The organism is Bradyrhizobium sp. (assembly GCF_019242285.1).
Lineage (GTDB): Bacteria > Pseudomonadota > Alphaproteobacteria > Rhizobiales > Xanthobacteraceae > Bradyrhizobium.
In genome coordinates this window covers 22,297-37,072 of the sequence record NZ_JAFAVV010000210.1, presented here as the reverse complement: position 1 = coordinate 37,072, position 14,776 = coordinate 22,297, and the positions used below count along the sequence as shown (strand labels likewise).

General features: G+C 60.4%; 12 protein-coding genes and 1 pseudogene. 3 read left to right on the top strand and 10 right to left on the bottom strand.

Annotation, left to right across the window (positions count from 1 at the left end; translation table 11 throughout):
- Positions 1–184: 184 nt before the first annotated feature.
- The 9 genes from JOY90_RS08015 to JOY90_RS07975 form a co-directional block, all read right to left on the bottom strand.
- Positions 185–958 carry an SDR family NAD(P)-dependent oxidoreductase gene (locus JOY90_RS08015; RefSeq protein ID WP_291690607.1) on the bottom strand — a complete coding sequence of 258 codons (774 nt, stop codon included), beginning with the start codon at positions 956–958 and terminating at the stop codon, positions 185–187.
- Between the two features lie 224 nt (positions 959–1,182).
- Positions 1,183–1,875 carry a nitroreductase gene (locus tag JOY90_RS08010; RefSeq protein ID WP_291690606.1) on the bottom strand — a complete coding sequence of 231 codons (693 nt, stop codon included), beginning with the start codon at positions 1,873–1,875 and terminating at the stop codon, positions 1,183–1,185.
- Positions 1,876–1,929: 54 nt separating this feature from the next.
- A complete protein-coding gene (locus tag JOY90_RS08005; RefSeq protein ID WP_291690605.1) occupies positions 1,930–3,102 on the bottom strand; it encodes an acetyl-CoA C-acetyltransferase in 1,173 nt (390 codons plus the stop codon).
- A 28-nt stretch (positions 3,103–3,130) separates the two neighbouring features.
- On the bottom strand, positions 3,131–3,892 hold the full coding sequence (locus tag JOY90_RS08000; protein ID WP_291690604.1) for an SDR family NAD(P)-dependent oxidoreductase: 762 nt from the start codon (positions 3,890–3,892) through the stop codon (positions 3,131–3,133).
- A gap of 30 nt (positions 3,893–3,922) precedes the next feature.
- Complete coding sequence (locus JOY90_RS07995; RefSeq protein ID WP_291690603.1) at positions 3,923–5,527, bottom strand: long-chain fatty acid--CoA ligase; 1,605 nt, start codon at positions 5,525–5,527, stop codon at positions 3,923–3,925.
- Positions 5,528–5,708: 181 nt separating this feature from the next.
- Positions 5,709–6,704 carry an ABC transporter permease gene (locus JOY90_RS07990; RefSeq protein WP_291690602.1) on the bottom strand — a complete coding sequence of 332 codons (996 nt, stop codon included), beginning with the start codon at positions 6,702–6,704 and terminating at the stop codon, positions 5,709–5,711.
- Complete coding sequence (locus JOY90_RS07985; RefSeq protein WP_291690601.1) at positions 6,701–7,543, bottom strand: ABC transporter permease; 843 nt, start codon at positions 7,541–7,543, stop codon at positions 6,701–6,703. Before JOY90_RS07985 ends, JOY90_RS07990 begins: the two co-directional genes overlap by 4 nt.
- 20 nt (positions 7,544–7,563) lie before the next feature.
- Positions 7,564–9,228, bottom strand: coding sequence for a sugar ABC transporter ATP-binding protein (locus JOY90_RS07980; RefSeq protein ID WP_291690600.1), 1,665 nt, complete (start codon positions 9,226–9,228; stop codon positions 7,564–7,566).
- A gap of 78 nt (positions 9,229–9,306) precedes the next feature.
- Positions 9,307–10,395 (bottom strand): substrate-binding domain-containing protein, encoded by a 1,089-nt coding sequence (locus JOY90_RS07975; RefSeq protein ID WP_291690599.1) that lies wholly within the window; start codon positions 10,393–10,395, stop codon positions 9,307–9,309.
- Positions 10,396–10,860: 465 nt separating this feature from the next.
- Here JOY90_RS07975 and JOY90_RS07970 point away from each other — a divergent pair, with 465 nt between their 5' ends.
- The 3 genes from JOY90_RS07970 (at position 10,861) to JOY90_RS07960 (ending at position 13,545) form a co-directional block, all read left to right on the top strand.
- On the top strand, positions 10,861–11,535 hold the full coding sequence (locus JOY90_RS07970; protein WP_291690598.1) for a TetR/AcrR family transcriptional regulator: 675 nt from the start codon (positions 10,861–10,863) through the stop codon (positions 11,533–11,535).
- A gap of 169 nt (positions 11,536–11,704) precedes the next feature.
- Positions 11,705–13,135: an amidase gene (locus JOY90_RS07965; protein WP_291690597.1), complete on the top strand. Its 1,431-nt coding sequence runs from the start codon at positions 11,705–11,707 to the stop codon at positions 13,133–13,135.
- Between the two features lie 134 nt (positions 13,136–13,269).
- Positions 13,270–13,545, top strand: a complete 276-nt coding sequence (locus JOY90_RS07960; protein ID WP_367276894.1) for an AMP-binding protein — start codon at positions 13,270–13,272, stop codon at positions 13,543–13,545.
- Positions 13,546–13,795: 250 nt separating this feature from the next.
- Here the strand turns inward: JOY90_RS07960 and JOY90_RS07955 are convergent.
- Positions 13,796–14,011: pseudogene (locus JOY90_RS07955) on the bottom strand (type II toxin-antitoxin system HigB family toxin); the annotation flags it as partial.
- Between the last annotated feature and the right edge of the window lie 765 nt (positions 14,012–14,776).

The following is a 14,776-nucleotide window of genomic DNA, read 5'->3' as shown; positions in this document are numbered from 1 at the left end:
CAGGCGACCGCTACAAAATAATCTTCAGGTGCGAAGCAATTGATCGATTTGGTAGCCGCAACGCTTCGGGTTAGCGGCTATCAATGTACAGTTTCATGTACTTTCACCAACTACTCCGCCTCGCTGAGCAGTGCGAAGCCAAGTCTTTTTGTCGCATCCAGAGCGTCCAACATTCAAACGGGGCCTAACGGCCGAATTGACCATCGTCTACGCGGATGCACGTACCCGTGACCGCGTCAGACGCCGGGCTGACCAGATAGAGAAGCGTCGAGTCGAGTTGAGCCGGGTCCCCCAAGCGCTTGCGGGGAAAGCGCTGCGTCATGTCGCCGACCCGACTGAGCATTCCATCCATCATTTCTGATGCGAATGCTCCCGGCGCGATGGCGTTCACATTGATTCCGTAGCGGGCCCATTCGACCGCGAGCGTCTCAGTGATGCGCACGACGGCCGCCTTGCTTACGGAGTAGAGTGCAGCTCCTTCGCCCTGGTAGTCATAGGCCGACGCGGAAGCGATGTTCACAATCCGTCCGGGCCTTCCGGCCGCGATCAGCCGTCGCGCGACTTCGCAGGACAGCACGAAGGGAGCGCGAATGTTGATATCGATCACCCGGTCGACGAGATCGAGCGGCATCTTGTGCGCTCGCTGTGCATCGGGAATGCCGGCGTTGTTGATGAGGATCGTGACAAGCCCGAGTGCCTGCTCGGCCTTGCCCACCGCCTTTAGCGACCCTTCCGCGTCGGAGGCATCCATCTGGATTGCCGCAGCCTGAACTCCGGACGTCCGTATCTCGTCCGCCAAGGCCTCCAGGCGCTCGATCCTCCGGGCAGCAAGCGCCATCTTGGCGCCGCAACTGGCCAAGACCCTTGCGAACCGCAATCCAAGACCTGATGAGGCACCGGTCACCAGTGCCGTTTGTCCCGTCAGGTCGGTCGAGACGTTCGGAAGCGGATAGTTCATTTCTTGGTTTTCCCGCGAGGTGAAGATTCCCTAGTGAGTGCCCTGACCCGCATGAGAACTTCGCCAGACCCTGGCGAACGCAGTTGTTCTTTCTTCTGAACCAGGGAGCTGGGATTACCCGGCGTTTCCTGGCGGTAAACCAACGTCTCCAAGGCGCACTCCTTCTGGCCAAACGGTCGCGCGCGCGAGCGCCGCTCGCGCCCCAGTTCGAGTCGATCGACGCGCTACCGATCGCCGAAGCCCCGCAGCTCGGCGACCGTGGCAACGGGCTCACGGTCCATCGTGGCGGAATTGATCGGGTGATCGACATCCGGATAGCCCAGGGAAACCCCACAGATGACGACCATATCGTCGGGAAGACCAAGGTGAGCGCGAACGGTCTTGTGCACGGCGGCCCATGAAGCCTGCGCGCACGTGGCAAGGCCTCGTTCATAGGCAAGCAGCAGGATCGACTGAAGGAAGATTCCGATATCGGCCCATTGGGCCGGCTCCATCGAGCGGTCCATCGCCAGGATCATGCCCACTGGCGCACCAAAGAAATCGTAGTTGCGAGCGAATTGTTGCAGCCGACCCGCGCGATCTTCTCGAGTTACCCCGATGGCCGCATACATGTCTTCGCCGCACTTTCTCCTGCGGCCGTCGAATGGCTCCCTCAGCGGATTTGGATAAACCGGGAATTCCGGCCCGTCGCCCCTCGGATTCTGTTTCAGGTTAGCGTGAACGGCCGCCTTGAACTGCGTCAGATCATCTCCAGCGAGCGCAATCAGCCGCCACGGCTGTAAATTACCTCCCGAAGGCGCCCGCCGGGCAACATCGATGATGTCACGCACCTCATTTAGTGGAACAGGCCGATTGAGAAAGGCCCGCGTGGAGCGGCGGCCCAGCATGGCGGTCGTTACCGAAATCACGATGATCACTCCGTTTCACATGGCTGCCGTCTACACGGCTGCTCCAATAGCTGGCGTCGTAACCTAAACGCGCTCAACGATCGTTACGTTCGCGATGCCGCCGGCCTCGCACATCGTTTGCAAGCCGAAGCGCTTGCCGCTCCGGTGCAGCGCATGCACCAAGGTCGTCATCAGCTTGGTACCCGAGGCGCCAAGCGGATGGCCGAGCGAGATCCCGCCTCCGTAGGCATTGAGCTTCTCGAAATCGGCGCCGAGTTCCCTGAGCCAGGCCAGAGGAACGGGGGCGAAGGCTTCATTGACCTCGTAGAGATCCATGTCGCCGATCTTCAGCCCAGCCTTTTTCAGCGCCCGCTTCGTGGCCGGGATGGGTTCCTCGAGCATGAGGACCGGATCACCGGCGCTGACGTGCAGGCTGTGAATCCGGGCAAGCGGCTTGAGATCGTGCTCCTTCATCGCACGCTCGCTAGCAACGATCACTCCGGAGGCGCCATCGCAGACCTGGCTGGCGTTCGCCGCGGTTATCACACCTCCCTCCCGAAGAAGTTTCACCGAGCCGATGCTCTCCATCGATGCGTCGTGGCGGATGCCTTCATCTTCGATGTGCCATTTCACCTGACCGGCACCATCAGTGATCTCTATCGGCAGGATCTCTTCTCGAAAGGCCTTCTCTCTCGTGGCCTTGGACGCGCGGCGGTGGCTCTCCAGAGCGTACTCGTCGAGCTCCTGGCGGCTAAACCCGTATTTCTTGGCCATCAATTCGGCACCATCGAACTGGCTGAACTGCTCCACACCGTAGCGATTGCGGATCTTTCCAGAGAATGGCGTTCCGAGCCCGGCCTCTTGACCAAGCCTGGTTGGACTCATCATCGGCACACGGCTCATGCTCTCGATGCCCGCCGCAATCACAACATCTTGCGTGCCGGACATGACGGCTTGCGCCGCGAATTGAAGCGCCTGCTGCGAGGATCCACACTGGCGATCAATGCTAACGGCTGGAACGCTATCGGGCAGGTTCGACGCGAGAACAGCATTGCGACCGATATGAAAGCTTTGCTCAGCCACCTGGCTGACGCATCCGAGGATGACGTCTTCGATCGCAGCCGGGTCGACCTTCGACTTCTCGACAAGGGCGTCAAGGATCTTGCCGCCGAGGTCAGCCGGGTGCCAGCCCGCAAGGGCGCCATTCCGTCGACCACCCGCGGTGCGCGTCGCCGCGACAATATAGGCTTCGGTCATCGTCTATCCTTTCGTATGCTCAACGCGTCTACCGCGGCGCCATCCGGATCGCGCCATCGAGACGAATCGTCTCACCGTTCAACATCGGGTTGGCGACGATTGATCCGACGAGATGGGCATATTCGCCGGGCTGACCAAGGCGGCTCGGAAACGGCACCTGCGCAGCAAGCGAATCCTGAGCCGGCTTCGGGAGAGTTGCCAGCAGCGGCGTCATGAACAAACCAGGCGCAACCGTAACGACGCGAATGCGATACGGCGCCAGATCGCGTGCGAGCGGGAGGGTCATGCCTACGATGCCGCCCTTTGACGCCGAATAGGCGACCTGCCCCATCTGTCCGTCGAAAGCAGCGACCGACGCCGTATTGACGATCACACCACGCTCCTCGCCGACAGGCTCGGCTTGCGCAAGAGACGCCGCAAACTTCGAAGCGACGTTGAAGCTTCCGATGAGATTTACGTCGATGGTCTTGCGGAATGACGCCATGGCGAGCGGCTTTCCGTCACGGCCAATGGTTTTGGCCGGGATGCCGATGCCAGCGCAATTCACCAGCACACGGGCTCGACCGTGAGCGGCTTCCGCCTTTGCTATCGCAGCCTCGACCTCGCTCTCGCTATTGACGTCAACTTTCAGGAACAAGCCGCCAATTGCAGAGGCGTGTGCGTTTCCCTCCGCCTCGTTCAGGTCGAAGATCGTCACCTTGGCCCCACCTGCCGCCAAGAGAGTTGCGGTCGCAGCGCCCAGGCCGGAGGCGCCCCCGGTGACGATCGCGGCAATGCCTTGAATTTCCATTCGGTCCCCTTTCTATCGCTGGACGTCCCTTCAATGCGGAAACATTTCGCGCAGCTTCAATTTGGAATACTTGCCGGTCGAGGTCTTCGGAATGGCGCGCAGGATCTCGAAGCGATCGGGCAGTTGCCATTTAGCGAAATCAGTCGCCAAATGGGCCCGCAACTCATCCGGCGGAATCGCCTTTCCAGGCTTGAAAACAACGCAGGCCAGCGGCCGCTCGGTCCACTTTTCATGCGGTATTGCAATCACTGCGGCTTCATGCACCGCCGGATGGTTCATGAGCGCATTCTCCATGTCGACCGAGCTGGTCCATTCGCCACCACTCTTGATCAGATCCTTCTTGCGGTCGCTGATCCGCATGTATCCGAGGCTGTCAACGGTGGCGACGTCACCTGTGCGTAGCCAACCATCGGCCGTGTGCTTGTCCGGGTCAGGCTCAACGTCGTGGTAGCCACCGGTGATGCAGGGTCCCTTCACCTGGAGTTCCCCGACGCTCCTGCCGTCCCAGGGCATTTCGCCGTCGTCACCCATGATACGCAGTTCAAGGATGGGAGCCGGAATACCGGCAAAGCTCTTGTGCCGGAGGATCGCGTCTTGCCCCGCCTGACTGACCTTCGGCTTCACAAAACTAAGCGTGCCCAGAGGCGAGGTTTCGGTCATGCCCCAGGCGTTCACACAATCGATTCCGTGATCGCTGAAGGCTTTCACCAAACTTTCGGAAGCTGCGGCTCCCCCAACAAGGCTGCGCATTCCCTTCGGCACATTCCATTTACCGGGGTTCGCCGCGAGCGCCTGAATGAGCGCCAACCAGATGGTCGGCACACCAAGAGCGAGCGTGGGCTGCGTCTCCGTGATCAAGTCAAGGAGGTCTTCAGCATGCAGATGCGGCCCGGGAAGCACGAGATGTGCACCGTTCATCACCGCCGCATAGGGGACTCCCCAGCAGTTTGCGTGAAACATGGGTGTGACCGGAAGGACGACATCGCGGCAACTCAGGGCGAAGTAGTCCGGCGCAGAAGCACACAGCGCGTGAAGAAATGTCGAACGGTGAGAGTAAACGACGCCCTTCGGACGTCCTGTGGTTCCAGACGTATAGCAAACCGCGACTGGGTCGTTTTCGTCGTGCGGTTTGGGCGCAAACGGCTGTCCCATGTAGGGCGCTATGAACTCCTCATAGCTAACCGAACCAGGCGGAACATCCTCGTCGCCAAGCCTCACGACGATTACGTGCGAGAATTCGTAACGTTTTGCGATCTCTCGGTATAGCGGCAGTAGAACATCATCGACGATGAGGAGCCGGTCCCTGGCGTGCGCCGCAATCCAGGCGATTTCTTCGCCGGCAAGACGCAGGTTTAACGTGTGCATGACGGCGCCGGCGAGCGGAATACCGAAATAGCACTCGAGGTTGACGTGGTGGTTCCAGCACAGGGTAGCAACGCGATCGCCCTGCCTTACGCCGAGCGCCTCAAGGGCCCTCGCCAATGCCCGGGCCCGCTCTGCCACTTGGAGATAGGAGTGGCGCCTGAGGCTCTTGTCCGGGAGTCGCGAGATCACTTCGGCTTCGCCAAAGACCCTGCTCATCCTGTTGAATATGGCATTGACCGAGAGCGGCACCGACATCATGGTCGACTTCATCTTTCCCCCCTTTCCGAGCAAGGCAGCGTCGCCCCGAAGCGCAGTCGCGCTCGCGGCGATGCCCAGCTCGCGTTTGAACCGCGGGTACCATACTGACCGACGGTCAGTCAATGATAAATCCAAGCTCGACCGTTAAACGTGTCGCGGTCGACGGATCGTCCGGCTGATGCGCCGCGGAGTTTCAATAACCGCCGGTTGCGCGTGCGATCTTGTAACCGAGAGCCGAGCGCATTCGAGCCACCAGGACTCTCAGACTGCTCTGCCGCCAGGCCATTCCCATGGCGATCGTCAACGCCTGGATAATCCATTGAACCGGCGTCGGCGCTCCGACTGACAAGACAAGCTGCCCGAGTTGGCTCAAGAACACGGCGGCGACAGCGGTTGCGACAATACTTCCCAATCCGCCAGTCAACGCGGTCCCACCGAGAACGACGGCGGCCACCGAGGGAAGCAAATAGCTCTCTCCGACGAAGATGTCCGGTGTCTTGAGAAAAGCAGCGAGTAACACGCCACCAGCGGCATAGCACCCGCCGGCCGCGGCGTACCCGGCTACGACATAACGATCGGTGTGGAGTCCCGCGGCGGTCGCGGCGAGCGGATTGGCGCCGACAGCCTCGAAGCGTCTGCCGGCGATCGTCGCACGAATGATCAGTTGCACTGTCGACAGGATACCGACCGCCGCAACTGCAATCGCGGGAATCCCGAAAACTTGACTTACTGCCCAGTCGCCGAGCAAGGGGACGATTGGCGTGGGAAAACCTCTCGAGTACCACTGGATAAATCCCATCAAGAGAGCGTTCGTCCCGAGGGTCGCCACGATGGGCGTAATTCGACCGACCGCTACACACAAGCCGTTGCCCGCTCCCGCGGCGACGCCGGCAACGATCGAAACGAGGATCGCGGGAAGCATTAAATGCGGAGCCTGATCTGGAATCTTCGTGACAAAAATCGCGCCGAGCGAGACCATCCCTGGAACACTCAGATCGATGCCGGCCTGTTGCGCGACCAGAGTTTGCCCCGCCGCAATGACTGCCAATATCGCAGCATAGGGCAACATCGCCATGAGTGACGAATTCGACAGGCTGCTTGGCGCTATCACCAGGCAAAGTGCGAATAGGAGCGCGGTGGCAACCCAAATGGCCCCAAAACTTCCCAAGGACAGCCGTTGAGCAATCATGCGACCGTCCCCTGTCGGCGTCCTGCTCGCAATCCGGAATAGAGCAACGCCGCCGCGATGATCAAAATTCCAATCAGCCAGAACTGCCACGCGGAATTGAGCCGGATGAACGTCGTGACGTTCATGACCTGCTGGATCAGCATGGCGCCCATGAAGGCGCCGATGAAGGAACCTCTTCCGCCAAATAGGCTGGCGCCGCCGAGCACCACCGCCGTAATGCTGGTGAGAGTGTAGTTCACGCCGGCACCGGGATCGCCAATCCCGATTTGCGCCATCAGCATCAGGCCACCGGCAAAGCTCAATAGTGCACACGACGAATATGCGCCGAGGTAGGTAAGCTCGATGGATACACCCGCTTTTCGTGCATTGATCTCGCTCGACCCGACAGCCCGCAGGCAGAGCCCCCACCGCGTGCGGCGCAAAAGCACTTCAAGGGCCAGTGCGGCCAGCGCGGCGACGATAAAACCTATTGGGACCGGCCCCACTCTCGCAGCCAGCCAGTCGCAAACCCGGCCATCGGTCAGCCCTCCGGGAATGCTGCGCAGCCAAAGCGAGCTACCACGAATGCACATGAACGTGACCAACGTCGCGATCACGGGTGTGACCAACGTTTTGCGGATGAGACACCAATTGAGAATGCCGACGGCGAGTGACGCCAACAAGGCTAGCCCTACGCCGGATACGATGTCTCCCGCTCCGACGGGCTCTACCAGGAAGAACGAGCAGACTACGGCAGTCAAACCTGCAACCGGGCCGACGGAAAGATCAATGCCTGCCGAGAGCAGCACGATCATCTGACCCAGCGCGATGAAAATCAGCGGCGTTAGCAACGTCAGCACATTGCTCAGGTTTCGCTCCGTCAGATAAACTGATTCACGGACGTAGCGTAACCGGCAAGCCCAAGAATGACGGCTAATAGGATCAGGCTAGGAGCGTACTGGGATTGGAGCAATGCCTGTGTACGCGGATTAGCTGGCTTGCCGCTCACTGGAGACTTTCGATGCGCGATGGAGGTCAGCGCAGCTTCCGTGATGTTCTTCTCGGTGACCGCGTCACCCGACAATTCCTTGACGACCGTCCCTCGAGAGAACACCAAGACGCGATCGCAAAGGCCCGCCAGTTCCAGCGCATCTGCCGAAACGACCACGACAGCGACGCCGTCCGATGCCTTTTGGCGCAATATTGAGTAGATATCGAAGCGCGCGCCGGCATCTACTCCCTGTGTTGGCTCATCGGCCAATAGCGCGCTTGGCCCGCTCATCAGGCACCGTGCGATGACGACCTTCTGTTGGTTTCCGCCGGACAAATTCTGAACCGGCGCATTGATGGTTGGGGTCTTGATTGCCAATTCGGATATTTGACCGGAAATCGCGCGCGCTTCCCGGCGCGGCGAAACGAATCCGCACAGGGCGTGCTGTGCGAGCGACATCAGCCCCGCATTCTTTCCGACTGAAAGCGACATCATGAGGCCCTCACGATGTCGATCCCTCGGGATATAGGCCGCCGCTCTCGTTGGGTGCTCCTGGCGCGATAACTCCGCAACGCTTCCGGTGGTCGGCAACAGTCCAGCCAGCCCTCGCAGAAATTCGCGTTGACCGTTGCCCTCTATGCCGGCCAAGCCGATGATCTCGCCCTTGCAGACGTTCAATGAAACAGCGGTGAACCCCGGACCGGAAAGATCACGAATCTGGAGCAGGGGTTCGCCCACTGGCGCGCCCAGCCGCGGCTTGGCAGGAAACGCCGAATTGAGTGTTCGCCCTACGACGAGATTGATGATCTCTGCTTCGCTCACGGACTTAGCGTCGAATATGCCGCAGACCGTTCCGTCACGCAGGACGGTTATTCGATCCGCAATCGACTTTACCTCGTGGATTCGGTGAGAGATGTAGATGATCGCGCGCCCCTGCGCCGCGAGGGACCGTATCCCGGCGAATAGCTGCTGGACCTGTTTGGTGTCCATATGCTCTGTCGGCTCATCGAGGATCAGAACGCTTGGGTCGGTTGCGAGAGCCTTGGAGAGCCCGACGAGATGCTGGTCTGCCATGGGCAGATCGGAGACGTAGGTCGACGGCGTCAGGTTAGGCGCCCACTCGCGAAGCCGCTCTCGTGTCCAGGAGTCGGCCTGGCCGCGCGACGGCCGGACGGTCTTCGGCAGAGCGAGAAGGAAGTTCTCGGCAATGGTGAGATCATTCAGAAGGGCGGGATGTTGATGAACGAGCGCTAGGCCCAACCGAGATACAAGGGCAGCGGAGAACGTGCTCACCGATCGCCCGCACAGTTCGACCGTTCCAGCGTCCGGTTCCAGATCACCGGCGGCGATCGCCGTCAGCGTGGACTTGCCCGCCCCGTTTTCTCCAACAATCGCATGCACCTCGCCTGCGCATGCCGTGAAGTCGACCGACTTGAGGGCCTGCACGCCGGCAAATGACTTGATTATCGCGCGCATGCGAAGCAACTCGGCGCGCGGCGCTTCGACGACGTCTGGCGCACTTGCCACGAGCGAAAGGGATCGGTGGATCGACATGCAGGCTCCCTTGGAGACTTCGATAGCGGGAGCAACGCGCGGCCGTTGCTCCCGCCATTCCTTCCGTCGTTGCCGCTCTTATTTCTTTGCGAAGAGAGCCTTCAGTTGTTCGACCGACAGATTGGCGGACTGCGGGACGTCGAGTGGCAAGCCCTTGTCGCAGCGCGGCCGCAGGTCCTGCCTGGTGGAATCTTCCAGCACGGTGGGAGACTGAACCGAAGGTTCGTCGTTCTTCAGACCCTCGGCGCCGGCTACCGCTTTCCGAAGCGCCGCGCGGCTTTGCCATGTGTATGAGCCAACGGTCATCAGTTCGAACGCGGGGTTGCTCGGCTTGTAGTCATAGTAGGCGCAGCCGAGCTCGTTGATGTCGGTCGTGGCGAGCGGCACAAGCGGCTTTCCCGCGCTGACAATGGCGCGCAGAGCGCCGACGCTGGATCCGCCGTACGACGAGATGATTCCGCCGATGTCGGGGTATTGCGCCAACAGGCCGGTCATGGCTTTCTGCGCGTCGGCAGCGGTGTAGTTTGTAACCTGCACGCCTCCGACCAGTTTGATGTCGGGCTTCGACACCAGAGCCTTCTTGGCGGCCTCATAGATTGCCTGGTCCGTGGGGTTACCCGGCGTTCCGCCGAAAAACACAACGACGCCCTTACCGTGCAGGCGCTCAGCCATCCAATTGGCGAACAGGGCTCCGATCGCAGCGTTGTCCGGCACGACGGAGGCGCTGTAATCCTTGCCCGGTTCACCGCCAGGGCTCGATATGTAGGGAACGATGCTGACACCCGATTTGTGGGCTGCGCGGATCGCCGGGAGCAGCGCCGGACCAGCATCCGGGAACACGACGATCGCATCCGTCCCCTGAGCAACGAGGCCCTGGATGTCGGAGATCGCCTTCTGCGGATTGAGTTGGCCGTCCGTGTAAAGGATCTCCGTAATGTTCTTGCACTTCGATGCTTCATCTTCCAGCTCAGCCCGTGTGATCTGGCGCCATGAATTGCCGTTGAAGCCTGTTGCCAGGGCGATCTTGATCGGCTTAGTGCCGCAGAACGAGGCCGATGCGGCCGATTCCGCCGTCGCGTGATTGCCGGCGGACATCAGTGCAAACGTCGCGGTGACTGCCGCCACGATCTGAACAAATGTTCTGACGTTATGATGCTTGGATTTCATGTCGTGCTTCCTCCTCCGTTTTGCTAGTCGACGGTGCCAGCCAACGCCGCCGGCAGCACCTGCCCCCGCGGCGTGACTCATCGTTCCGGCGCGCTTATCTCGCCGGTCTCCAGTTCCAAGAGTTTTGTCGAACAGTGACTGCGGGTTCTTGCCTGCGCGGTTCTTGGCGCCGAGCCACGTCCCTCAATCAGCCAAGACGAGACGCTTTCTCGCCCAGGCGCGTTGCGCAATCCTCCCATGCCGTCCGGATTGAAGAGCCTCCGGTTTGCGCCTTTTTATGAAATGACTGACTAAAAGTCAATCGTTGTTGTCGCGACGCGCCGCCGTTCTCGAAATTCCCCTTCGTTCATAGGGATCCCGGCAAGCGAATTTGACCTGCAGTCAGCTGGTTCGCGCAGTCGCCTTGTCCACGACCGTCCCAGTCAATATATTCGACCAGCAAGTCTTTTTGATTCCGAGAGAGCAATGACCAACGTGAAAGCCGGCGGCAAGAGAAAGCGCGTTTCGAAGCCGCAGGAGGAGCGCCTGACTGATCTCCTGGACGCCTCCGCCGTGATTTTCGCCCGAGACGGCGTTGCCGATGCAAAGATCGAGGATATCACCGCTCAAGCGAGCGTTTCGAAAGGAACGTTCTACCTCTATTTCAAGTCAAAGGACGAAGCCGCGGCAGCCGTGTGGCGCCGCTACATCGATGAATTCATCAGCGTCGGCGAAGCGATACTCGCCGATGACTGGGTCCCTGCGAGCACGCGGCTGGTGCGGATTTTCGAGTCACTCCTGCGTTTCACGTTTTCAAACGCGGATCTGCATCGAAACTTGTATTTGGCCGCCGGATCCGAGGTGGTGAAATCGGCCGCGAACCAGCGCTTGATCGAATTGATCGGCCGGACGGCTCAACAGGGTGTCGACAGCGGAGAACTGGAGTGCGATCAACCTGAACTCGCAGCCAGCATTCTGTACCACGGGCTTTGCGGAGCAACGCTGGATGCGCTGCGGATGCGGCCGCCGAAGGCCGACGCGCTAATCAAGGCCGGAGGACGCCTGGCGCACACGATCTTTGCGAAGAGCAAGGCAGTTGGCGCCGCGACTGCGACGAAAACATCCGGTCGGAGGAGCGCCGCCAGAGCATCAACGCGTTGATGCATCGCGGACCGCTCCAACAGCATCACCCCGACCAGCGCGGCCCAACAGCGACCTTTCCGTTCCAGGCTTATATTCGCTCATGATTGACTAACCGTCAGTCATATGCAAGTATCTTGGAGGCGGCCTTAGTCCGCTCAGGAGAGGAAAAGCTTGAAAGGTCACGACCATGAGGCATGAAAAGAAAGTTGCGCCTGACGCGCTCTACTATCGCGATGCTACCGAACTTGCCCACCTGATCAGGACGAAGAAAGTGTCGCCGGTCGAGGTGGTGCAGTCGCACCTGGACCGGATCAAGGCCGTCAACCCCAAGGTCAACGCCATCACGACGTTGCTGGCCGAGCAGGCAGTCCAAAGCGCGAGAAAAGCGGAACAAGCCGTCGCCAACGGCGATGAACTTGGAGTCTTCCACGGCGTCCCCTTCAGCATCAAGGACGTCATCGACGTAGCCGGCGTTCTCACGCATGGTGGCTCAAAGCTTCTCGCGGACAACATCGCAAGCACTGATGCGCCGTCCGTCGCGCGGATGAAGGGTACGGGTGCCATCCCGCTTTCCAAGACCAACGTCCCGGAATTCTCGTGCTGGACGGAGACCGACAACCTGGTAACCGGCCGAACCAATAATCCCTGGAATCTCGAGCGCACGCCGGGCGGATCGAGCGGGGGCGAATCCGCGAGCATAGCGGCCGGGATGTCGCCTATGGGATTGGGCTCCGATGTCGCTATTTCAGTGCGCGGACCCGCAGCGCTGACCGGAATCGTAGGCCTGAAGGCGACCCACGGCCGCATTCCATACACCGGCCACTTCCCCCATTTTCTCAGCCGCTACTGGCATATCGGTCCAATGGCGCGCAGCGTCCGCGACGTTGCGACCATGTTCGAGGTTCTCAAAGGCGGCGACGGAATCGACCCCTACGCCATCCACGCGCGAGACGCGCGACCAGCAAATGCGCCGATCGGAGGCCGACCTCTGCGCATCGGCTACCTAGCAAAGACCGGATTTGGTCCGGTTGATCCGGAAGTCGCCGCCGCCGTCGAAGCTGCCGCGAAATTCCTTGACCATGTCGGACACCACGTCGAGATTGCGACGATCCCGCTGCTTGAGGAGAACGACTTCGTCGGCACGGCCATGACGCTGTTCATGGGAGAATTACTCGACGATTTCCGTAAACTGGTGGCGGGTCGCAAGGAAGGCCTGCACTTCATCGGCACTCTTTATGCGGAGATGCCGGATCCTTCACTCAAGGATTATATTGCCGCCCAGACATTGATGACGCGGCTCAAATCGGTGTTCGCCGATTACTTCGAGCGGCATGACGTCTTGCTGTGTCCAGTTATTCCGTTCACGGCGCCTCCCCATCAGCTTCAGGAATATGTGGTTGATGGTCAAACAATTCCCGCGACGCAGATGATGCGAGCGACCTCGCCGTTCAATTTGACCGGCCTTCCGGGTCTTTCAGTACCGCTGCGCATGAGCTCAGAAAACCTCCCGATCAATGTGCAACTCGTCTCGCGGTGGCTGGACGAGGATTCGATACTTCGCCTGGGCGCGCTGATCGAGAGCCAGAGCACCGTGTGGGATCAGCGCCCGAACCTGTGAGCATGAGCCGCGATGGCTCTTGCGGACAACGCGCCTCGCGCAGGGCTTCGCGGCTTTAACATATTTCGCCTGAAAACAACCATCAGACCCGAAGTCGGCGTCGATCACACAAGGATCCTCTATGAACTACGAGCATTGTTCGGTCGTCCGCGACCATAGGCAATCCCAAGGCGGTGGTGATTTCCCATGGCGCCTATATGAGCCGGGCGCGCGGCATGCACGGCATTGACTTGCGTGCCGACGATGTTCTCTACACCGGACTGTCGCTGACGCATATCAACGCTCAGGGCACGCTGCGCATCGGGCTGACGGCGGGCCTGCCTATCGTGATCAGCCGCAAATTCAGCAAGCGCCAGCTCTGGCCGATCTGCCGCAAGTTGACTGCACCACGTTCAATCTCGGAGGCATGATTCCGGAGATCTACAGTATTCCGGAGAGTCCGGACGATGCGGATAACCCGGTGCGTCTGATCATCAGCGCCGGCATGCCGGCCGATCTCTGGCGCGGGTATGAGCGCTATCGAGGGCCTGACCGAACCACCCAACAATATCAGGGATCCAAGCGGCGTAGTGCTGGATCGCAGGACATCCCAGACTTGCCAGTTGGAGCGTATCGCCGGCTATGGCGTCATAGCGCCACAGCGAAGCTATAGTGCCCATCTCATCGGCCGTGGCGCGCCACTTCGCCAGAGCGCGCTATCGCCCGCCGCCATGATACAGTCTCCGGATCGATGCGGTCGTATTCTGAATGAGTACCGACGAACTTCACGCGCACGCGACCGAACGCATATGACACGTGGACGATCAGCCGCTACTTGTTGCCGCCAAGATCGAGGATGACTCGGTTGTCGCCCTCGAATTCGACCGTGCTGCCGAACTGCCGTTTTTCCGACGCGATGACACCCAATGGGCGCGCCGAGGCGGGCGTCAGAGTGATTCCGGCGGGGACAACGAGCCGTCGCGAGTATCATCATCACAGCGTCACGGCGAACCAATAGCCCCATCTTCATCGGCCGTGGCACGCCGCTTCACGATCGTGCCGGTCCGACGGCTGGCCGGGAGCCTCGAGCCACACCGTGGCTGTTGCCAGATTTGCTACTGGCGGAAACGACAGTCTTGTCGCCGGAACAACAAGCCCCCACGCTGGTAGTAAAGAGGACACTGGCAACCCGCATCGCAAGTATGTGCAGGGCAGGACCGGGGGAGGACGACCGTTGCGCAAGATCTTGATCCAATGCCAAAAGCCCAATTGCAGGGCTCACCATGTCGCGCTGCTGCAGAACGAGCCACCCCCTACCGGGCCGCTCTGCATCGCTTGCAATACGCCCTTGCCGCCGACAGTCGATGGCGAGTTCGTGTATTTCGCGGTTTCAGCGTCGACGTCGACATCGCGGACGATGCAGGCTGCGCCCGATCACACGGCGGCGACACCGCGCTCAGTTGCTCCGCTCACCTCCACTCAGGCCGCGAGGATGGCTCCTCTCCTGATCGTCAAGAGCTTGCAGCAGTCCTTGAGGTCGCGATGGCAACGCTTTCATCCGGCGTGATGGCATATCCCGCAGCCTGTCGGCGATCTCCAAGATGGTTTCTCGGCTACGTCGGTGATTCGCGTCCGCAACAGGCCTGATCGCCTTCCTCCTCC